Annotated in this window: 23 protein-coding genes; 14 read left to right on the plus strand and 9 right to left on the minus strand. The window is 55.1% G+C overall.

The genetic code is table 11. The features are described from left to right. Positions 1–47: 47 nt before the first annotated feature. The 3 genes from yddG (at position 48) to A6U95_RS21635 (ending at position 2,556) form a co-directional block, all read left to right on the plus strand. On the plus strand, positions 48–941 hold the full coding sequence (yddG, locus tag A6U95_RS21625) for an aromatic amino acid DMT transporter YddG (protein ID WP_065685962.1): 894 nt from the start codon (positions 48–50) through the stop codon (positions 939–941). Between the two features lie 85 nt (positions 942–1,026). Beyond that, positions 1,027–1,299, plus strand: a complete 273-nt coding sequence (locus A6U95_RS21630) for a hypothetical protein (RefSeq protein WP_021804644.1) — start codon at positions 1,027–1,029, stop codon at positions 1,297–1,299. A 378-nt stretch (positions 1,300–1,677) separates the two neighbouring features. Beyond that, positions 1,678–2,556 carry a nucleoside-specific channel-forming protein Tsx gene (locus tag A6U95_RS21635; protein WP_024529967.1) on the plus strand — a complete coding sequence of 293 codons (879 nt, stop codon included), beginning with the start codon at positions 1,678–1,680 and terminating at the stop codon, positions 2,554–2,556. Between the two features lie 61 nt (positions 2,557–2,617). On the opposite strand, the gene A6U95_RS31280 is transcribed toward A6U95_RS21635, so the two are convergent. From A6U95_RS31280 to hutC, 5 genes are all read right to left on the minus strand, one after another. Then, complete coding sequence (locus A6U95_RS31280; RefSeq protein WP_021178238.1) at positions 2,618–2,791, minus strand: hypothetical protein; 174 nt, start codon at positions 2,789–2,791, stop codon at positions 2,618–2,620. A gap of 445 nt (positions 2,792–3,236) precedes the next feature. Beyond that, complete coding sequence (locus tag A6U95_RS21640; protein ID WP_065685963.1) at positions 3,237–4,772, minus strand: serine hydrolase domain-containing protein; 1,536 nt, start codon at positions 4,770–4,772, stop codon at positions 3,237–3,239. Positions 4,773–5,119: 347 nt separating this feature from the next. Next, positions 5,120–5,917, minus strand: a complete 798-nt coding sequence (hutG, locus tag A6U95_RS21650) for an N-formylglutamate deformylase (protein ID WP_065685965.1) — start codon at positions 5,915–5,917, stop codon at positions 5,120–5,122. Next, positions 5,917–7,134, minus strand: a complete 1,218-nt coding sequence (gene hutI, locus A6U95_RS21655; protein WP_065685966.1) for an imidazolonepropionase — start codon at positions 7,132–7,134, stop codon at positions 5,917–5,919. The genes hutG and hutI overlap by 1 nt, the downstream gene beginning before the upstream one ends. A gap of 194 nt (positions 7,135–7,328) precedes the next feature. After that, positions 7,329–8,084 carry a histidine utilization repressor gene (gene hutC, locus A6U95_RS21660; protein ID WP_065685967.1) on the minus strand — a complete coding sequence of 252 codons (756 nt, stop codon included), beginning with the start codon at positions 8,082–8,084 and terminating at the stop codon, positions 7,329–7,331. A 183-nt stretch (positions 8,085–8,267) separates the two neighbouring features. Here hutC and A6U95_RS21665 point away from each other — a divergent pair, with 183 nt between their 5' ends. Further along, positions 8,268–9,638: a formimidoylglutamate deiminase gene (locus tag A6U95_RS21665; RefSeq protein ID WP_065685968.1), complete on the plus strand. Its 1,371-nt coding sequence runs from the start codon at positions 8,268–8,270 to the stop codon at positions 9,636–9,638. Further along, positions 9,638–10,210 carry a HutD family protein gene (locus A6U95_RS21670; protein ID WP_065685969.1) on the plus strand — a complete coding sequence of 191 codons (573 nt, stop codon included), beginning with the start codon at positions 9,638–9,640 and terminating at the stop codon, positions 10,208–10,210. The genes A6U95_RS21665 and A6U95_RS21670 overlap by 1 nt, the downstream gene beginning before the upstream one ends. Positions 10,211–10,362: 152 nt before the next feature. On the opposite strand, the gene A6U95_RS21675 is transcribed toward A6U95_RS21670, so the two are convergent. Continuing rightward, a complete protein-coding gene (locus tag A6U95_RS21675; protein WP_021804636.1) occupies positions 10,363–10,572 on the minus strand; it encodes a DUF2767 family protein in 210 nt (69 codons plus the stop codon). A 172-nt stretch (positions 10,573–10,744) separates the two neighbouring features. Here A6U95_RS21675 and A6U95_RS21680 point away from each other — a divergent pair, with 172 nt between their 5' ends. Beyond that, the gene (locus A6U95_RS21680) at positions 10,745–10,933 is read left to right on the plus strand and encodes a hypothetical protein (protein ID WP_065685970.1); all 189 of its coding nucleotides are present in this window, start codon (positions 10,745–10,747) and stop codon (positions 10,931–10,933) included. Here the strand turns inward: A6U95_RS21680 and yniD are convergent. Further along, positions 10,930–11,037, minus strand: coding sequence for a small membrane protein YniD (gene yniD / locus A6U95_RS31605; protein ID WP_223499378.1), 108 nt, complete (start codon positions 11,035–11,037; stop codon positions 10,930–10,932). The two genes, A6U95_RS21680 and yniD, sit on opposite strands and share 4 nt — an antisense overlap. A 338-nt stretch (positions 11,038–11,375) precedes the next feature. Here yniD and A6U95_RS21685 point away from each other — a divergent pair, with 338 nt between their 5' ends. Both A6U95_RS21685 and A6U95_RS21690 read left to right on the plus strand, forming a co-directional pair. Further along, entirely contained in the window at positions 11,376–11,762 is a 387-nt protein-coding gene (locus A6U95_RS21685; protein ID WP_021178228.1) for an ASCH domain-containing protein, read from the plus strand. Positions 11,763–11,765: 3 nt separating this feature from the next. Then, the gene (locus tag A6U95_RS21690) at positions 11,766–12,371 is read left to right on the plus strand and encodes a hypothetical protein (RefSeq protein ID WP_065685971.1); all 606 of its coding nucleotides are present in this window, start codon (positions 11,766–11,768) and stop codon (positions 12,369–12,371) included. 56 nt (positions 12,372–12,427) lie between these two features. On the opposite strand, the gene A6U95_RS21695 is transcribed toward A6U95_RS21690, so the two are convergent. Further along, positions 12,428–12,676: a DUF1480 family protein gene (locus A6U95_RS21695; protein WP_021178226.1), complete on the minus strand. Its 249-nt coding sequence runs from the start codon at positions 12,674–12,676 to the stop codon at positions 12,428–12,430. 508 nt (positions 12,677–13,184) lie between these two features. Here A6U95_RS21695 and A6U95_RS21700 point away from each other — a divergent pair. From A6U95_RS21700 to A6U95_RS21725, 6 genes are all read left to right on the plus strand, one after another. Continuing rightward, on the plus strand, positions 13,185–13,730 hold the full coding sequence (locus tag A6U95_RS21700; protein WP_065685972.1) for a spore coat U domain-containing protein: 546 nt from the start codon (positions 13,185–13,187) through the stop codon (positions 13,728–13,730). A 63-nt stretch (positions 13,731–13,793) separates the two neighbouring features. Next, entirely contained in the window at positions 13,794–14,312 is a 519-nt protein-coding gene (locus A6U95_RS21705; protein WP_065685973.1) for a spore coat U domain-containing protein, read from the plus strand. An 11-nt stretch (positions 14,313–14,323) separates the two neighbouring features. After that, on the plus strand, positions 14,324–14,848 hold the full coding sequence (locus A6U95_RS21710) for a spore coat U domain-containing protein (protein WP_065685974.1): 525 nt from the start codon (positions 14,324–14,326) through the stop codon (positions 14,846–14,848). An 18-nt stretch (positions 14,849–14,866) separates the two neighbouring features. Then, on the plus strand, positions 14,867–15,664 hold the full coding sequence (locus A6U95_RS21715; RefSeq protein ID WP_065685975.1) for a molecular chaperone: 798 nt from the start codon (positions 14,867–14,869) through the stop codon (positions 15,662–15,664). A gap of 18 nt (positions 15,665–15,682) precedes the next feature. Beyond that, on the plus strand, positions 15,683–18,205 hold the full coding sequence (locus A6U95_RS21720) for a fimbria/pilus outer membrane usher protein (protein ID WP_065685976.1): 2,523 nt from the start codon (positions 15,683–15,685) through the stop codon (positions 18,203–18,205). After that, on the plus strand, positions 18,202–19,173 hold the full coding sequence (locus A6U95_RS21725; RefSeq protein WP_065685977.1) for a spore coat protein U domain-containing protein: 972 nt from the start codon (positions 18,202–18,204) through the stop codon (positions 19,171–19,173). Before A6U95_RS21720 ends, A6U95_RS21725 begins: the two co-directional genes overlap by 4 nt. Positions 19,174–19,176: 3 nt before the next feature. On the opposite strand, the gene rsmF is transcribed toward A6U95_RS21725, so the two are convergent. Continuing rightward, complete coding sequence (gene rsmF, locus A6U95_RS21730; RefSeq protein ID WP_065685978.1) at positions 19,177–20,613, minus strand: 16S rRNA (cytosine(1407)-C(5))-methyltransferase RsmF; 1,437 nt, start codon at positions 20,611–20,613, stop codon at positions 19,177–19,179. Positions 20,614–20,788: the final 175 nt, after the last annotated feature.

A 20,788-nucleotide genomic window follows, 5' to 3' on the forward strand; every position in this document is an offset into this window, starting at 1 on the left:
AGTAGAGTAAAAAACCGCACAAAAATAACCAATTGGATCCTACGCTAATGCCTCCGTTGTCTGCTTCCCATAAAGCTACCTTGCTCGGCCTGTTGGCCATTGTGTTATGGAGCAGCGTGGTTGGCCTGATCCGCAGCGTCAGTGAAGGACTGGGGCCGGTAGGCGGGGCGGCGATGATCTATAGCGTGGGCACGCTGTTTCTGCTGGTGGTGATGGGCATTCCCAAGCTGCGCGAGTTCCGCCGTTCCTATCTGATCCTCGGCAGCCTGCTGTTTGTGCTGTATGAGATTTGCCTTTCGCTGTCGTTGGGCTTTGCCAGCAACCGCACACAGGCTATTGAGTTGGGGATGATCAACTATCTTTGGCCCTGTTTTACCGTATTGATGGCCATCCTGTTCAATGGGCAAAAGGCCAAATGGTGGGTTGTGCCTGGTTTGTTGCTTTCCCTGTTCGGGATTGGCTGGATCATGAGTGGCAGCGGCGGTTGGTCACCAGCGCAAATGCTGGCCAACGTGCGCAGCAATCCGTTGAGTTACGGGCTGGCATTCAGTGGTGCGGTGATTTGGGCCATCTATTGCAACGTGACCAAGAGGATCGCCCAGGGCAAAAACGCGGTGGTGCTGTTTATCTCGCTGACCGCGCTGGCACTGTGGCTGATTTATCCTTTCAGTAATGAAAGCGGCATGCACTTTAGCCTGCCGGTTGTGGTGGCGTTGCTGTGCGTGGGGACGGCGATGGGGGCTGGCTATGCTGCTTGGAACGTTGGGATCCTGCATGGCAATATGACGCTGCTGGCGACCGTATCTTACTTTACCCCGGTGTTGTCATCGGTATTTGCCGCCGTGGTACTCAGCACCGCACTGACCCTCAACTTCTGGCAGGGGGTGGTGATGGTAACGCTAGGATCGCTGATTTGCTGGCGGGCCACCCGCGCCGACTGAGGCCTATTTTTTACCTGCGCAGGCGGCAGAATAATGAATTTCGAGCTAATCTCAAGGTAAGTGTTCTGCCAGAAGGAACGGGAAAATGAGAAAAGATATTCAATTTATTCAGCAGCCAGCGCTAAATGGCCATAGTTTCAGCACCGGCGATATCGTTCGTCTAACCACCGCTAACCTGCCGCATGAATACCAGTTGGATGTGATGATCCTGCGCCGTGACGATAAGCTGATCCATGGCTCGGTAGTCGTGGCCTCGCCGAAAGTCGATATCCCGGTTAGCCAATGGGAAATTGCCACGGGTGATGAGGTGGTATTCCGGCAAGAGAACATTGCCAAAGCCGTACCTGGAGCCCGCTGATAAAACCAACCGGTCCGCCACATAAGGGGCCCGCCAGCCACTAAGCCGACATAAGCGTCGGCTTTTTTACGCGCTTTTTAACCCCAGGTTAAAATTTGGTGTTGAACACAAAGACACCAAAAATCGTCGTTTGAAATTTACCGATATGATGAAAATCACATCAAAAATGTTTTGCACTGCAATTTATTTTATAAAATGAGAACGCAATCGATTACGCGATGGTAAAATGCCTAACTGGATCACAGATTATTACAGCGAGAGCTTTCTATAATGCGCACGGCAACCGGCAATAGGTAACCGTTTGTTTACAGCAGGCGTCGCCAGACTCATATCATTCTAACGGGCAGGGAATTGGCCCACTCAGCATGTGGTAATAAAATGAAGAAAATAGCTCTCGCAGCAGGTGTGCTTCTCTCCGCGTCTTTCAGCCCCGCTTCCATGGCGGCAGAAAGCAAAGACAGCCAGTATCTTTCAGACTGGTGGCATCAGAGTGTCAACGTAGTAGGCAGCTACCATACCCGCTTCGGGCCGCAGCTGAACAATGACGTGTATCTGGAGTATGAAGCCTTTGCCAAGAAAGACTGGCTGGATTTCTACGGTTACGTGGATGTGCCAAAATTCTTCGGCACCGGTAACACCCCAAACCGTGGTATCTGGGATAAAGGCTCACCGCTGTTTATGGAGATCGAGCCGCGCTTCTCCATCGACAAACTGACCGGCACCAACCTGGGCTTTGGGCCGTTCAAAGAGTGGTATTTTGCCAACAACTACATTTACGACATGGGGCGTAACAACGCCTCCCGTCAAAGCACCTGGTATATGGGGCTAGGCACCGATATCGATACCGGTCTGCCGATGAGCCTGTCGATGAACATTTATGCCAAATACCAATGGCAGAACTATGGTGCATCTAACGAGAACAGCTGGGACGGCTATCGCTTCAAGGTGAAATACTTTGTGCCGTTGACCGAAATGTGGGGTGGCAACCTGAGCTATATCGGTTTCACCAACTTTGACTTTGACTCCGATCTGGGCAGCGACAACTTCGTAGTGGATGGCCGCCAGGCGCGTACCAGCAACTCTATCGCCTCCAGCCACATTTTAGCGCTGAACTACGATCACTGGCATTACTCCTTCGTGGCACGTTACTTCCATAACGGTGGTCAATGGAATGATGGGGTGGATATCGGTACACCGCAGGGGCCAATCAAGTCTACCGGCTGGGGTTACTACCTGGTTGCCGGTTATAACTTCTGATTTTCCGTGGTATCAGAAACAGGAAACCCCGCACTGGCGGGGTTTTTTTTCATCATTACAGCTAACTTTCCGCGGGTAAATGTTTAACCGGCATAACTAATTTACCCTTGATAACGTAGCACTCATTGTCGATCCACTTGAGGATTTGCTCACGGCTGACACCTTCAAATTGCGCATAGCGATAAATATCACCATTGAAGTGCAGCTGGATGTACTCCATCAACGTCATGTGCATGGTTATAACTCCTAAACGCCCAGAAATAGCGGTGTCGCCACGCTGAGTGGTTGAGCTTTTCAAGGCCTAAAGGTAAATTATTCGCAACAAAACAGCAACAAAAAAGACTAAAAAGTGGCGTTGTAGTAGTGAAAAGTAGTAAAAGAACTCCCGCACGGGACGGCGGGAAATTGAGTAGTATCATTTATCGATGACATAAGATGGTTTTTGAGGTGCAACGAAAAAGAGCAGATTTACTCATTTTTGAGGCCCACTAAAATTACTGGATGGCTTATTTTGCCGCAAGAAAAATCTACGGCATTTGCTCGAATATCATGAGTAGTTTTGAGCGTGAACAATTTTTTGTCTGATGGCCACGATCTATTTTTTAATAATTAGCGTGAATGATACACCGCACTGCTAGGCGGGCGCAGCATGCGGCGCCCCTACAGAGCACGGCGAACCTTTACGCACGGGCGCTGATGTTCTTTTTGAACGTAAGTACCCGGCTGCGGCTGGCGATCAGATCGACCTGGTAACCACGGAAATACAGACAAAACCGATTCAGGTTGGGCCCATCGTTGCTTTCAACCAATATCCGCCCGTCCCCCAGCGAACTCAGGGTGCCGGTTTGCACCGCCGGGCCGACCCCGATGTGGATCTGGTTGCCGCAAATTTCGAATGCGGTGCGGTATTGTGGGTGATACCAGTGCCCTTGAACCTGCTTGAGACAAACCGTTTCGCTAGCCACCGGCAGAAAGCGGCGTGCAACGTGGCCAACTTCACCTTCTACGGCTTCACCCGTCCACTTAAGGCGTATTGGCTGATGGGCCGAGAGAGATACCGCATAACCGTCTTCACTTTGATACAGCGGTTCGTTGGTGCCTAGATAAGCCACGTTGCCCCCTTTAACTTCCAACCAATAGGGTTCCGCCCGGGTGGCGTAGATGCCATCTGGGATCGCCGTGCTGCGTTGGGGCAGTGGTTCATTCAGCAGCGCCGCCATCACCTGTAAAATGATGGCAAAGCTGTCACAATCCTCACGGTTGGCGACCAGCAGGACACCCGCTTGCCGGTCTGGCGCTAGCAGAAAATAGGTCTTATAACCGGCATGAGAACCGCCATGGCCCAGCAATGTCTGGCTGCCAAGTGGCGTTTGCGCCAGCCCTAGTCCGTAATGGCTTATTTGACCTTGACTGAGCCGACGCGGGGCACTTAGCTGCGTCAGGATCCCTTTACCAGGGCCTTTATTGGCCAGCAGGCATTGTAACCAGCGGGTGAGGGCGTTGGCGCTCCCTGTCAGGCTGCCAGAGGCGGAGAGATGCAAACCGGCGCTGGTCTGCTGCCAACCGTTGCCCGTGTGCCAATAGCCTGGAGCTAGCCCAGGCACCACATCAAACCAGCTTTCGGGGGCTTGTAGCTGTACGTCCAGAGGGCGGGCCAGATGCTGCTGAACCAGATCATTAAAAGCGTATCCTTTAGTCTTCAACGCCGCCTCTACCAGACGATAGCCTGTATTGGTGTAGGTGATCTCACTGCCCGCCGGGTAGTTGAGCCGGGTTAAACCATGGATAAACTCCATCACTGGCTGGGCCTCACTGACGGTGTTGACCGAGACGCCAAGCAGCCCCAATGTTTGCCGAATATCAGGTAGCCCGCTGGTCATGTCCAAAGCCTGGCCTACCGTCACCTCCGCCAGTTGTCCCTGCAATTCGGGCAGTAGACTGCCAAGGCGCTCGTCAAGCTGCAGGGCGTTATCGGTGGCATTGAGCGCCAGCGCGGCAAAAATATGTTTGGTGATGGAGGCATAGCGCACCACGGTATCGGCAGTGAAAGGATCGCGGCGTGCCAGATCGGCCAGCCCAGCACACACCACCGCCTGGGTCATATCGGTGTCAAACAGGGTGATTGCCCCACCGGGTTGGCCTGCGGTTTGCCAGCCTGCCAACAGTTGAGCGGCGGCTGCCTGTGCGGCGCGCCAGTTTAGCGGGGTGTCAGACATAGTTTCCTCCTGAGATAACGAACGCCACACATCACCGTGGCCGACTACACACGAGTGTCTACCGCAGCCAGGATAAAGAAGTGGATGGCGGGTATGGCAAGGGTGGTCTTTCAATCCCTGATCTCTGGCTTGCAACGGGTGGGCATGGGATGAAAGAGGCCCAATTGTGGCGCAAGGCAAAAGTCATGGGCCGCTGTTTTGTGCGCTGTTCAGACCAGTGGGCAACCTTTCCATCAAAATTGGGATGCAGTGCTCAAATCGTCATGGAAGGGCGTGAAAGACAGGAGGGGATAATGGTGAGGGCAAGGTCAACTCCGGCGCAATAGCGGCACCGGAGTTGTGGCGGATTAGCGTTGTTGCTCGCCCCAGGCCAGCATGCTTTCTATCATCTGCTGCAACAGGCGTTGTAAAGGTGCGGCACGGGCGGCATCAAATTCAAATGTCTGCTCGGACATATAGTTCACCTGTGCCAGCTCCAGCTGCACCGCGTGCTGGTTTTCCTGCGGTTGACCATAGGCACGGGTGATGTAGCCCCCTTTAAAACGTCCGTTGAGTACGTGGCTGAACTGTTGCTGCTGCTGACAACAGGTGACCAGCCTGTCACTCAGTGACGTTGGGCAGCTTTCCCCCCCGTTGGTGCCCAGGTTGAGATCGGGTAGTTTGCCTTCGAACAGGCGCGGGATCACGGAGGCGATCGAGTGGGCGTCAAACAGTAAGGCGTAACCGTGTTGGGCTTTTAGCCGTGCCAGCTCATTTTGTAGTTGCTGATGGTAGGGCTGCCAGATGTTTTGCAGGTATCCGGCCCGTTCTTCGTCAGAAGGGGCGGCGTCCGGAAGAAAACTGGGGCGGCCATCGAACAACACATCCGGAAACAGACCGGTGGTGGCAGTGGTGTAGAGCGGTTTGTCATCTGCCGGGCGGTTGAGGTCAATCACCAGGCGCGAATAGTTACCGACCAGGATGCTGGCCCCCATGGCACGGGCAAAATCGTACAGCCGTGGGATATGCCAGTCGGTGTCTTGCAGGGGGCGGGCCTCATCGGTTAGCCCTTTCTCAACCGCTGGCGTCAAGCGGGTGCCGGCATGGGGAATACTGATCAACAGCGGCAGTTGGCCGCTCTGGAACTCGAAAGGATCGCAAATCATTAACGGACTTCTCCTCGGAAAATCACCGTGCAGGGCAGTTGGCCGCCCAACCAGTAAGCCAGCTCTGCCGGGCGTGCCAGCGGCCAGTGAACAAAATCGGCCACTTTGCCCACTTCCAGCGAGCCGTGGGTTTCCTGCAAGCCCAAAGCCTTGGCGGCATGCAGCGTTACGCCAGCCAGCGCTTCTTCCGGCGTAAGACGGAACAGGGTGCAAGCCATATTAATCATCAGACGCAGCGATAGTGCGGGTGAGGTGCCTGGGTTGGCATCGCTGGCAATAGCCATCGCTACGCCGTGTTTGCGGAACAGCTCAACCGGTGGGCACTGCGTTTCGCGTAACAGGTAGTAGGCGCCCGGCAACAGCACCGCGACGGTTCCGGCTGCCGCCATCGCTATCGCATCTTGTTCGGTGGCATATTCCAGGTGATCGGCGGAAAGGGCATGATGCCGTGCCGCCAATGCGCTACCGCCGAGCGCAGAAAGCTGCTCCGCGTGTAGTTTTACCGGCAGGCCAGCAAGCTCAGCGGCCGCGAAAACCCTCTCAACCTGCTCAGGGGAGAAGGCCAGGTGTTCGCAAAACGCATCCACTGCATCTGCCAGGCCAGCTGCTGCGGCTTCAGGGATGATGGTATTGCACACCAGGTCAATATAGTCGTCGCTGCGCCCGGCATATTCCGGTGGCAGGGCATGAGCGGCCAGACAGGTGGTTTTCACCTCGACCGGCAATGTCGCGCCTAACTGACGTGCCACGCGCAACATTTTCAACTCGCTTGCCAGCGTTAAGCCGTAGCCGGATTTGATTTCTACGCAGGTGACACCCTCGGCCAGCAATGGCCGCAGGCGGAACAGTGCTTGTTCCAGCAACAACTCTTCTTGTGCATCGCGCGTGGCCTTGACCGTGGAGATAATCCCGCCGCCTTGAGCGGCAATCTCTGCGTAGCTCACCCCGTTCAGACGTTGTTCAAACTCACCACTGCGGTTGCCGCCAAACACCAGGTGCGTGTGGCAATCCACCAGGCCAGGGGTGATGATGCCACCGTCAAGCTTCACCGTTTTGGTCGCGGCCAAGGCAGGCATGGCGGCCTGTTCACCCATCCAGACAATCTTGCCTGCGCGCACGGCGATCGCGCCGTTGCTGATGATGTGATACTTGCCGTCACGCATGGTGACGATATCGGCCCCGTGCCACAGGCTGTCGCAGTGGATCTCAGACGTCATGGTGTTCCCGCTCCCACATGGTTGTATATACAATTAAAAACAACCTAGCGCATTCGCCGGGCTGCGACAAGAGAGGGGGATAAAATTTGTTACCGAGATGTGATGAAACGCGAAAAAGGCAGGATTTAACGTCACTGGATTCGATCGTAGGGGCGCTGTACGCTGCGCCCACTTGGTAGTACGCTCGTTCTAACTCAAACCTGATTGGTAAAACGGCCAAACAGCTGATAGCGGCTGCCTGGATAGAGCAGGCGGGCGGAGGTCACCACCATTTTGCCAGACCAGGTGCGACGATGGATCAGCAGACCCGGCTCGTGGTCTTCCAATTGCAGCAGTTCGCGCTCCTGCTTGGTTGGCACCACGGCTTCAACAATATGTTCACCTGCGGTCAACGGAGCGGATTGGGTCAGGTAAATATAGGGCGTGACCCGATCGAAATCCTGCTGCATATAATCGGGGGCGGCCAGCGGGTTGACGCAGCGATCTTCCACCTGCACCGGCACGTCATTTTCATAATGCACAATCTGCGAGTAGAACAGCTGCTGGCCTGGCTGGATCCCCAATGCCGTCGCCTCCTCCGCGCTGGCCGGGCGGGCGGTCAACTGCAAAATTTTACTGCTGTGGTGGTGCCCTCGGGCGGCGATCTCATCGGCGATATTATGCACTTCCAGCAGCGCTGTGTGTGCCTTGGCCTCGGCCACGAAGGTGCCAACGCCCTGCATGCGGATCAAAAAGCCCTCGCTGGTCAATTCACGCAAGGCCCGGTTGATGGTCATGCGGCTGACGCCCAGCTCGCTGACCAGTTCACTTTCCGAGGGAACACGTTGGTGCGGCTGCCAGTGGCCCGCACGGATTTGGCTTACGATGGCCTGTTTGACCCGTTGATAGATCGGGGCGGGGGTTTCGCTCATTGCTGCAGCCAGTTGCAACACGGTCTGTTGATCTACCACGACGTTAACCTCGTCAAATAAAAAAATAATAACACCAGTTTACTGTTGATGTTGAAGATATGTATATGTATATACAAGTAAGCATCCGTTCACCAGATGAATGAAACTGGTTTACAAATTTTTTACCTGCGCGGCGTGATAGTCGTGCGTCCTTAGCCGTTACACCTACTTTGGAATACTGCTATGCCTGCTTATTTTGCCTCTCGCGCACTGCTTCCGACCGGTTGGGCCCATAACGTACGGCTCGATGTCGATGCGCACGGTCAATTGGCCCAAGTGACCCCCAATGCCGACCCTGACGGTTGCCTGCGCCTGCACGGCGATGTGGTGCCGGGCATGCCGAACCTGCACTCTCATGCCTTCCAGCGCGCGATGGCCGGGCTGGCAGAGGTGGCTGGTAACCCACAAGATAGCTTCTGGACCTGGCGCGATCTGATGTATCGCCTGGTTCAGCGCTTAACCCCGGAGCAGGTTGGGGTTATCGCCCGTCAACTGTATATCGAAATGCTCAAGGGCGGCTACACCCAGGTTGCCGAGTTCCATTATCTGCATCACACACCGGAAGGAAAAGCCTATGCCGACCGGGGCGAGATGACAGGGCGCCTCAGCGAGGCCGCGCTTCAGGCAGGCATTGGCATGACCCTATTGCCGGTGCTCTACAGTTACGCAGGGTTTGGTGCCCAGCCTGCGCAAGCGGGGCAGCGGCGCTTCATTCAGAGTGCGGAAAGCTACCTCGAACAGCAACAGGTGATAGCTCGCCAACTGGCAGGTCAGCCATTGCAGAATCAGGGGTTATGTTTCCATTCGCTGCGGGCGGTTGAGCTGGGGCAGATGCAGCAGATCCTGGCGGCCTCTGAACAGACCTTGCCGGTACATATTCATATCGCTGAGCAGCAAAAAGAGGTCAACGACTGCCTGGCCTGGAGCGGTCAACGCCCGGTGGCCTGGCTGTATGAACATTTACCGGTGGATAGCCGCTGGTGTCTGGTGCATGCTACTCATCTTGATCGTGAAGAGCTCGAGCAGATGGCTCGCAGCAAAGCGGTAGCCGGATTATGCCCGACTACCGAGGCCAATCTGGGTGACGGTATTTTCCCTGGCGACAGTTACCTGCATCACCAGGGGCGCTGGGGGATCGGTTCGGACAGCCACGTTTCCCTAAACGTGGTGGAAGAGTTACGCTGGTTTGAGTATGGGCAGCGGCTGCGCGATCAACGCCGTAACCGCCTGACCACGCCAGAGCAACCCGCCGTGGCAGACGTGCTCTATCAACAGGCATTACGGGGCGGTGCTCAGGCCTGTGGTACGGCAATTGGCAAGCTGGCGGTAGGCTATCGTGCGGACTGGCTGGTGCTGGATGGCGACGACCCGTATCTGGCATCTGCGCCTGATGCTTCTATCCTTAACCGCTGGCTGTTTGCCGGGGGCAAAGAGCAGATCCGCGACGTATTTGTTGCCGGCCGACAGGTGATTGAGCAGGGGCGTCATGCGCTGCAACAGCAAAGCAGCGCTGAGTTCCTACAGGTGCTGAAAACGTTCCAACAGGAGGCGTAATGAAACTGAACCGTTTCGATTTTGCCGATCTGCCGGTCAGCCCTTGGCGTAATGGCGGCGGAGAAACACGCGAAATTACCTGCCAACCGCCGGGCAACGCCGAATTCGGCTGGCGCGCCAGCATTGCTACCATCGCGCAGGACGGACCTTTCTCGGCCTTTAACGGCATTGACCGTTCTATCACTTTGTTGGAAGGCGATGGCGTACATTTGTACAGCGAAGGCCTGATCGACCACCAGTTGCAGCGCATCGGTGAGCCGTTTGCCTTTCCCGGGGATGTGGCGCTAGAGGCCAGATTATTAGGTGGCAGCAGCCAGGACTTCAACATCATGACGCGGCGTGGCCACTACCAGGCACAGGTGCAACGCATTGCTGAAACCATCGGGCTATCATTACAACATGCTGGCGTGTTGTATGTGTTGCGAGGGGAATGGCAGTTGCCGGACGGCAGCTTGCTGGCCGCACGCCAGGGTTGCTGGTGGCTACCAGGGAATGGCCCGCTACGGCTGGTGGCTCAGGGCAATGATGCGCGGGCCTTATGGGCCGATATCGTGCCTGCCACGCTGTTGTAGAGGCGCTGTAGGCCGCGCCCGCGTATTCTTTGTCACCAATCTGGACTATTCCGATTACTCTGCCAGGGCTGACGTGAGAATATAACACCAAGAGAGGCCGGGCTTGCATACCTTGGGCTCTTACAGGATCGCCAACCACTTCGGTTGGCGATTCACTTTCCCTCTTTCAGCATGTTGATCGCCGCACCGATCAGGATGCGCTGCTCAATATCGTGGCTTTCCGCCAGATGCTGCGCCAACTGCCGGGACAGGCTCTCCACCGACAATTCCTCGCCGCGATGACGCAACTGCATCACGCTGTCGCCAATCAATCGGGCAACCTCATCCCATACTGGTTTGATCTCCTGTTCCGAGAACTTCATCGTTAACCTCGGCTGGGTGATTTTTGCTCAATGTAGCAGTTGCCAACCGGCTGCGCTACCCGTCAGGCCACAGAGAAAATAAAACCGGAAGTATAAAAATCATCCCATCAGTGTTTCTTCTTGTTTTTATATTCAATACTGGATTGGTCAAATCAACGAGAGGGGCGTAACCATGAAACTGGTTGAACAATTAGCGGCTTATTATCAACTTAGCCGAGATGCTGAAGTGAAGAATCGCTGGTGCCGTTGGTGGCTACCGCAGGGAGAGGCCCGGATCGCCTATTTGCGTGAGCTGTTGGAACCCGTGGCCAAATCGCCTCCTACCCGAGCGGGAGAGGCGGTTAATAGAATGCAGGATTAACCGAAGACGATAGCTGCCCAGCGCAATAACAGCAGGGCCAGACAGATCAGCACCAGGATCACAAACATTTTCCAGTGTTTGGTACGCATACGCTTGGTTGGCAATTCGGGGTTCCTTATTTTCCTTTAGACGCAGAGGTACCAACTACCCAGAGCGATCAGGGTGATGGCTATAACTGTGATGATTTTCAGTAAATCACTGAAGGTGTCATCGGGATCATGCTCTGCCTGGTTCATTTTACTGCCCTGGCAGGTTGGCTGCCATTAAGGACGTGTTGATCCACAGTATGAATGATGCACTGCGGTACGCACAGAACTTTACCGTAAAGTCAGGTAAAAAGCAGGGGCTGCGAGCCGGTCCAGCAACGTGATGGATGCAGACGTGAGGGAATACGGTGTAATATTGCTTGAGCATCTGTGACTCAATCAATAAAGGTAAAGCAATGGCCATTCCTGAAAAGTATGAAAATGTAGAACGTTGGGCGTTTGGTGATACCGAACAGCAGGCAGATGAGTTGGTAAAGCTGGTGCTGGATGGCGTCAAGACCGCCACCTGCTCAAATCTGGATGGCGAAGGTATTCCACAGCCTGGCGATGTCTTTGTGGTGGTGGACGGCAAGAATGAGCCGGTGTGTGCCATTGAGCTGACGACGGTGGATATGAGTACCTATGAGCAGGTGGATGCGGCTCATGCTCTGGCGGAAGGTGAAGGCGATCGCTCGCTGGATTACTGGCGTAAAGAGCACAAACGCTTCTTTGAAGAGTATGAACTATTCTCACCGGATATGACGCTGGTGTTGATGCATTTCAAGGTTATAGAAAAATTCTGAGTGATGTCACTGCCTGAAGTGCCCTATGTGTGCCAATGGGCGACGCCAGAGCTGGCTGCCGATCTGATTGCCGGGCGTGCCACGTTGGCGGATGATGCCAACTGGGGGCTGAGCGGGGCGGCCAGCCCGGCGGAATATGTCGAGTGGGCTAACCACGTGTGCGGTATGGCCTGTCTGAAAATGGTGCTGACGCACCGGGACGGCACGGCACCGCCATTGCTGGCGCTGGCACGCTGCAGCTTGCCTTACGGGGCCTATGTGCGTGATGGCGAACGGATCAAAGGGCTGATTTATGCGCCTTTTGTGAAGTTTGTGCGTGAACAGTTTTCCCTAACGGCAGAGGTGCAAGTCAATCTCGATGAACATCAGTTGCCGCCGTTATTGGAACAACACCGCTATTTTATCGCCTCGGTGCATCCGAGTATCCGGCAACCCGCGGTACAGCCGCCAGCGCGGGGTGGACATCTAGTGTTGGTGTTCGCTGCAGATCGGCATAGCCTTACCTTTCATAATCCTTCCGGTGATAGCCTCGTCAGCCGCCAGAAAGTGACAATGTCACTGTCGGATTTCGGCCGTTTCTTTGCCGGGCGCGGTATCGCCATCGCATAAAATAACGTGCCGTGCCCAATGGGAACACGGCGCGTCCTTTCTCCTGAATCTCTTCTTTACTCCAGCCGCATCACCCAGGCATCCGCATGTCGATCGTAATGCTGTTTGTACAGCAGCGACTGCTGGCCATCCAGCATAGCCGGAATACTGGTGTGCTCGTCCCAACCGTCCAGCTGCATGCACAGGTCGGGGTCTGATTTGCAGGGGATCGCCAGGGTGCTTTTCCCTTCGGCGTGTTCAGATGCTGGCGTTAAATGCGCGTCATCAACCTCGAAGCTGCCTATTTTCACGACGGTTTTGCCCATTGGAACTCCTTGCTGAAGCTAGTGGTATGAGGTGTGACCAGTTGCGACCACCCACTAAGCATAGACAAACAGGCGAAAAAGTCACAAAAAAAGTAGCCATCGGCCCGCCTGACGCTGCTCGTAGCACTAGACCCAACCATTAATGCTTACTTGATTGCCACGATAAATATTAACGTTACTCACTATCTCACTTCTCAACCATTTTAAAGTCGAGGTGTGGCGTGATTTGCTGGAGTAAAATTTGTTAATAATATGAAAAATGGTTTTTTATTCTTATTTCATTGAAAGCAGACAAATTCCGCTTAAGCTAAATTTATTAATCTATATTTAACCACGATAGCCTGTGTCATCAGGTTGTTACCGTCAGGGTTCGCTTGCAAAAAAACAGAACCCGGCTTGAGCGTCGTCCTTTGGCAGTTTTTGGCAGTGCGTGAGTCCACCAGAGAATTTCCATACGCAACCTGGTTGCATGAATACACATCGGTGTAAGTTGTTATTGGGAGTTATCATGGGCGAAAAAAAGAGTTTATCACTGGCCTTGCTGGCTGCTGCAACCTTGACGTTGGTTTCTGGTGTGCAGGCGGCGGGGACCTTGACAGGGCAAGTCGGTATTCAGTTAACGATCGGTAGCGGCTGTACCGTGGGTAATGGCGGGGCGACTGGCGGCACCAACCAATGGGGGACCTTGAACTTTGGCAGTTACTCCGACCTGACCAGCGTAATCAACGGTACGGTGTTTGGTGCCGATGGCTCCAGCGCGGTCACCATCACCTGTAGCACCGGCCTTAGCCCGACGCTGTCGCTCAATGGCGGTCTGGCGGCAACGGGCGCGCTGCGCGCCATGAGCTCCGGCGGCGACACCATTCCTTATCGCCTCTATTCTGATAGTGCGCGTACCACGGAAATCGCCATTAATACGCCGATTGCTTTAACGACAGGCACCACGGCGCAAAACATCCCGATTTATGGCCGCGTATTACCTGGCGACCAACTCAGTACCACACCAACCGCAGGGACTTACAACGATACCGTAGTCGCCACGCTTTCCTGGTAAGGCTGTTATTCCGTCGGGGGCGAATCAGCCCCTGGCTGGTTTTCTATACGGGAAGGAATGAGCATGGGGATCAGGGTATTGCTGCTGTTGCCTGCGATCTTGTCGCAGTCTTTGCTGCTCAACATTCCCTTAGGCCAGGCGGCGACGATCGGCATTGCGGCCACGTTGCTGCCCGCCTGTGAAGCGGGAACAACGACGTCTGGCAATACCAGCTTTGGCACGATGAATTTCGGCAATTTTGCCGCTGTGAACACTGTGATTAACGCGACCAGCGCCCAGTTGGCGGGTTCAATCCGTGTCAAATGCGTCAGTGGTCTGAGTTATAAAATCTTGCTGGATGGGGGCAGCAGCGGCGTGGTCACGAATCGCAAAATGGTAAATACCACCAATAGCTCGGCTAGCGTGTTGTACAACCTTTACACCAACCAACCCGGGGGGACGATTTGGGATAACACCACCGGGCTGAGTGACACGGGCAACGGAGCCGATCAATGGCACACCGTCTATGGTCGTGTTCCGGCGCAAACCACACCGGCAGCCGGTGTTTATCTGGATACGGTGAATGTCACCGTATCCTGGTAGCGGGGGCATTGATGCGCCATGTCTCCTTGATCCTGCTACCGTTGATGATGTGCGGTGCGCTACGTGCTGCCACGCCAACCACCACGACCTTTACCGTGACGGCAACCCTGACCAACGGCTGTGCTTTTGGCAGCTCATTTTCCAGCCCCACTTCCAACCTCGGCACCATCAATTTCGGCACCATGACGACCATTGCCAGTAATGTCGATACCGTGAGCACCGCCGGTGCCGGTTCGGTGGTGGTGACCTGCACGCCGGGAGCGACGGTCAGCATTGCCATGGATTACGGCATCCACGGGGGCAGTGCCACCCGCCGTTTTATGCAAAACAGCGCCAATAGCGACACGCTGGGTTATCAGCTGTTTCGCGATGCCAACCGTAGTCAGGTCTGGGGCAATGGCGCATTGGTGATGTCTATCCCCAGTTTTCCCAGTACCACACAAACTTACCCGGTTTATGCCCGGTTATACGCCGTGACCACACTGCCTTCGGCAGGAACTTATACCGATACGGTCACCGTAACATTAACTTATTGAATCATCAGGATATGAGCCATGTCGACCTTGTTTACCCGCATTATCAGCGCTGTAGTACTGAGTTACACCCTGTGTGCTTCAAGCACGGCACAAGCCGCCAGCTCGGTGCTGGTCTGGCCGGTGTATCAAATCATTGAGTCCGATCAGAACGGCTCGGCCTTATGGCTGGAAAATCGCGGGACAGAACCCGTTTCTCTCCAGGTGCGTGTGCTGGCATGGAAACAGGAAAATTTTAACGAGCGCTATGCCGATCAGAATAACGTGGTCGCCAGCCCACCTTTTGCCACCGTACCGCCGGGGCAACGCCAACTGATCAGGCTGATCCGCAATACACCGGTACCGGCCAATACCGAGCAGGCCTACCGCATCATCGTTGATGAAATCCCGTCGCCGATCAACGGCGCTGCCGGGGGGCAAAGTAAAGCGGTAGTCGGGTTGCAGTTACAGATGCGCTATCTGCTGCCGCTGTTTATGGATGGTGGCGGCTTGTGGACCAACGAACGTAGCGATATCAAACGCGATGCTGCTACGGCGACGCGCCCAGTGTTGCAATGGCACACGGTCAATGACGGTGGAAAAACCTATTTACAGGTTCGTAATAGCGGCATTGTGCATGCGCGGCTGAGTAATGTGTTCTGGTCAGAGAAAGGCAACCAACAGCAGGGCGTGAAAACCATGATCGCCGGTTTTATGGGCTACGTCTTGCCTGGGCAGTCGATGCGCTGGCCGGTTCCTGCCGGTGTTAGTCCTGGTGCGCAACTCAATGCGCAAATTGCCGATAACACCAAACCCATCGTCATTCCGCGCGGCGAATAGCGGCAGGAAGCGCGACGAATGCCGATCCGAGCCATTACTCGTCCCGGTCATCAGTATCCGCTGTATTGCCGGGGCGGTCTGTGCCTGCTTTGCCTGAGTACCTTCAGCGTTCAGGCGCAGGAATACTCATCATTGCCCGATGCCCCGCGTGCGGCACCGGTGATCACCAATGCGATGTTCTACCTGACCCTGGTCGTCAATGGCCAGAGCGACGGGCAGGTGGTTCCCGTGACCTATCGGGACAACGCGTATTACGTGGAGGCTGGCGTGCTGGCGAAGAACCACGTGCAGACCAATGGTCAGCAAGGGTTGATTAAGGTCGAGGAGTTGCCTGGGGTGAAGGTGAAATATGATTCTGCCGCCCAGCAGCTGATTTTCCAGGTACCGGATGCCTGGCTGCCAAAACAGGACGTCGGCGGCGGCAACCTGATGAATTACACGGTGGCGCAAAGCAGCACAGGTCTGCTGCTAAACTACGATTCCTATTATACCGATCCCCACGAAGGCTCCAGATCGGTTGCCACCTGGATGGAGCAGCGTTTGTTCAGCAACCTGGGGTTTATCAGTAATACCGGGACCTATCGCTACAATATCGACACCGTATCGGGCGAGGGTGGCAGTGCCGTACAAGACCGCTATCTGCGCTACGATACGTTCTGGCGTTATAGCGATGAACAAGATCTGATCAGCTATCAGCTTGGGGATTTTGTCAGCAACTCGCTTACCTGGAGTAATTCGGCCCGCATGGGGGGATTACGTATCAGCCGCAATTTTGCCCTGCGCCCGGATCTGGTGACTTATCCGTTACTGCAATATAGCGGTACCGCCGCAGTCCCCAGCACCGTGGATTTATTTCTCAACGGTTTTAAGGCTAGCAGCAATAACCTTAACTCCGGGCCATTTACCCTCACCAATGTGCCTTACATCAACGGTGCCGGTGAAGCGACGATCGTCACCACCGATGCGGTTGGGCGCCAGGTATCGACCACGGTGCCGTTTTATGTTTCCAACACCCTGCTGCGTAAAAACCTGAGCGACTTTGATGTGTCACTCGGCGCGGTGCGCCAGGATTATGGCATCTCTAATGGCGATTATTCAGATGCAGCCTTCAGCGGGATTTACCGCTATGGGCTGAGTAATTATCTGACGCTTTCTGGGCACAGCGAGGCCACACAAGGGCTGGCACTCGGCGGGTTAGGGGCCGATATCGCGGTGGGAACCTGGGGGACGCTGAGCCTGTCAGGAAGCCAGAGCAAGGCTAATCATCCGCCGGTGGCGACCAGCAACGTGGTGAACGACCAGATTGTCCGGCCGAATACGCCAGGTATGCCTGATCCCAATCAGGAAATTGATAATCCGCTGGGCACCAACGTGACGGACAAAAAAGACGGTAGTCAGTATACGTTGGGCTACTCCTATAATTCGACGTTATTTAGCTTTTCGGCACAGCGGGCCTCGCGCACCGTGGGTTACCAGGATCTCACGTCTTACACCAGCAAGACCCGCCTGAGCCGTCAATCCGATCAGGCCACCTTCAGTGCTTCGCCGTTTGGTTCAAGTAATGGCACTTTGGGCTTGGGCTATTACGACGTACAGGCCTATGACAACTCGCATACCCGCCTGGTGAACCTCTCTTATAGCCGTGCCCTGTGGGGCCAGAGCAGCATGTTTGTCTCACTCAACAAAACGTTGGGGGATAACGGTTACAGTGCGCAACTGCAATTTATTATTCCACTGGGCAGTGATGTCAGCCTCAATGCGGGGTTAGCACGTAACAATACTGGGCATTATCAGCAGCAGGTGGGGGCCAGCAAGGCCGCTCCCACGGATGGCGGCATGGGCTGGAACCTGGCTTACAGCGGCGGTGGCGATGCCTATCAACAGGCCGATGCCACCTGGAAAACCCGTTATGCCACGCTGCAAGGCGGCATCTTCGGCCCACAAGGGGAATATACCAACTGGGCAGACCTGAGCGGCTCAGTGGTGTTCATGGCCAACTCCTGGTTCCTGTCGGACAAGATCAACGACGCGTTTATCGTGGTGGATACTGACAGTTACGCCGGGGTATCGGTACTGTACGAGAATCAGAAGATGGGCACCACCGACAGCAACGGGCATCTGCTGATCCCGTCGATCAGTTCGTACTATCCGGCCAAGGTCGAGATCGACACGCTGCCGTTACCGGCGGACGTGGTGGCCAATCAGGTCAACAATCGCATTGCCGTTAAGCAAGGCAGCGGGATGGTGGTGAAATTCCCGGTACAAAAAGTCCTCTCGGCCAATATCACGTTGCATGACGCTGTCGGGCAACCGCTGAAACTGGGCACGTTGGTCACGGAACAAACCACGCAACAAACCACCGTTGTCGGCTATGACGGGCTGGTGTACTTCTCACATTTACAATCCCACGGCCAGTTAAGTATTCAGCAGGACGACCGCTCAATGTGCCGTGTGGATTTTGACCTGAACCCCAATTATCACAGCATTGAACAGGTCGGGCCGCTGGTCTGCCAAGGCAGTGCCGAAGAGAAAAAATCATGATTATGCAATTACGATGGATGCGGGCAGGATTGGCATTGCTGCTGTTAGCGGGGGTAATGCCGTTCGGTTGGGCGGGCTGCACGGCTCCGGCAACCGCGGGCAGCCTGGGCACGCAGAATTCCTTTGATGTCAGCAGTACCCCGTTAACCACCTCTGTCAGTAGCGGGCTGAAATGTACTGGCTCGTTGCTTAATCTTGGTGGCACTAACACTATCAAGGCCACCATCGGTACGACTTTACATCCATCTGGCACCCAGCCACGTTTATACAGTGCGGCGACCGGCCAGTATCTGCCATACAGTCTGTGCAAGGATGGGGGGTGTAGCACCCTATATAATCAGGGCAGCGTCATTACCTGGACCAGTACTACTGCACTGGATTTACTAGGTCTTTTTACCGCACCAAACAGCACGCTGCCGATTTTTATCCGGCCACAAATGAACTCTAACCTGGCTGCTGGCACTTATACTGATACTATCCCGATCTCTTGGGACTGGAACATCTGCTCGATTGCGCTTGGCCCCATTTGTGTCGCAGACTCCGGGAGTATAACGTCCGGCTCCAATATCAACCTGTCGCTGGTTGTCAGCAACTATTGCTATATCGACAGCGCGCCAAATGTTGGGTTCGGAAGCGCGGCGTTGCCGTCTGGCCTCACTACGGTAGTTTCCAATACCATCAGCGTACGTTGCACCCTCAGCGCCAGTTATTCGGTCAACCTGACCAGCAGCGTCGCCAGTTCGGGCCAATACAGGCAAATGGCGTCTACGGTAAACGGCACCACCAGCTATATTCAATATCAACTGTTCAAAGGGGATAGCACCGTTTGGACCGCTGCCACCAATAGCAACGCGACGGGCACGGGCACCTCGCAATCCTTCCCCTATACTGCTTCGGTTAATCTCTCGCAAAATAACCAGCCAGCGGGAAGTTATAGTGACACCGTAACGGTGACCGTGGCCTATTAAACGTTATTGATGGAAATCCAGTACTCCATCGCGCACCAGTTCGCGGGGCAGACTGTTTTTAATCCGGCTGCCAATCAGTTTGGCTAACCCTAGCGGCTGATGCTGATAAGTGACGATACACTCATTGCTCTGTGGGGGTTGCGAGGGGTAGAGATCGCGGCCATGAAACCACTCCTGAGCCAGTGCCGCATCGAGCTCAAAAGTCTGTGGGTTGCCACTGGCAGCCAAGGCGATCACTGCCTCATGCTGCCAGCGGAACCCTTTTGGGAAGCGTTCCGCCAACTTAAGGCCAATGCGTGAAAAACGCACTTTGCTGACTAAAGGTTCCAGCGCGGCGGGGAACAGCCAGATTTCTTTATCCCGCGCCCATAATTTACTGGTTTCATCCCAAACTAAACCCGAGGCTGCAGCCGCCTGCGCCACCAGCGAGGACTCCTGGGCCGAAAGTGGGGCGAAAGGGAACTTGCCCAACTTATAGCTTGGTTTGGCCAAAGCCGGAACGCTATGATTTTTGCGTAGCCGGGCGACGAAGAAGCCTTCACTGTCATAAATCTGTGGGAAAACGTGCAGGAAGCCTTCTGGTGTGAGGGCCAGTTGCGCCTGTGGAAACAGTTCGCCCAGTGGCTCAACGCTGACGGCGTTGCCATAGGTTGCCAACAGCTGATGTACCACCTGTTGATTTTCCTGGGCATTCAGCGTGCAGGTGGAGTAAACCATCACGCCGCCGGGGGCCAGGGCGTGGAAGGCGCTGTCGATCAGTTCCCATTGGGTTTGCGCGATGCTGGTTACGCTTTCTGGCGACCAGTTGCTCATGGCATCCGGATCTTTACGCACCACGCCTTCACCAGAGCAGGGCGCATCCAGCAGGATGGCGTCAAAGCTTTCCGGTAAGGCTGCGCCAAACACCCGGCCGTCGAAATGGGTCAGCGCCGTATTTTTGACGCCGCAGCGGCTGATGTTGGCATGCAACACCTTGACTCGGCTGGCCGAATATTCATTGGCGACAATGCCGCCCTGATTGCCCATCAACGCGGCGATCTGGGTGGTTTTGGAACCCGGCGCGGCGGCGACATCCAGCACCCGGCGCGGGGTTTCACGCCCGGCAAACAGGGCGCTCACCGGCAGCATGGAGCTGGCTTCCTGAATGTAGAACAGGCCGCTTAGATGCTCCGCCGCGCTACCCAGCCGTAATGCTTCGTCCTCGCGCTCGATCCAAAAGCCTTCGGGGCACCAGGGGATGGGGTCCAGTCGCCAGTCGTAGTCTTTTACCAGCGCCAGAAAGTCCGCAACGCTGATTTTCAGCGTGTTGACCCGCAGGCTACGCCGCAAGGGTTTCTGGCAAATAGCGATGAAGTCATCCATGGATAAATGGTCAGGCATGATGGCGCGAGTTGCGTCGAGAAAAGCAGGAGGCAAAAAAGCAGGGGCAGGTTTAGCCACAGGGAGCTCTCAGGGCGGAAAAAAATCGAAGGGGCTAGTTTACCATAAACAGCCTGCCTGAGAATACCGGCAAGTTTTGGTCAATAGATGGATGGCAAAGCAGCAATGATAGGGATTATTTAGGTGGGCGCGGTGCGGTACCGCGAACTCGGCAGGGTTCAGAACAGTGAACCCT

The sequence above is a fragment of the Serratia sp. 14-2641 genome, assembly GCF_001692375.1.
GTDB classification, from domain to species: Bacteria; Pseudomonadota; Gammaproteobacteria; order Enterobacterales; family Enterobacteriaceae; genus Chania; species Chania fonticola_C.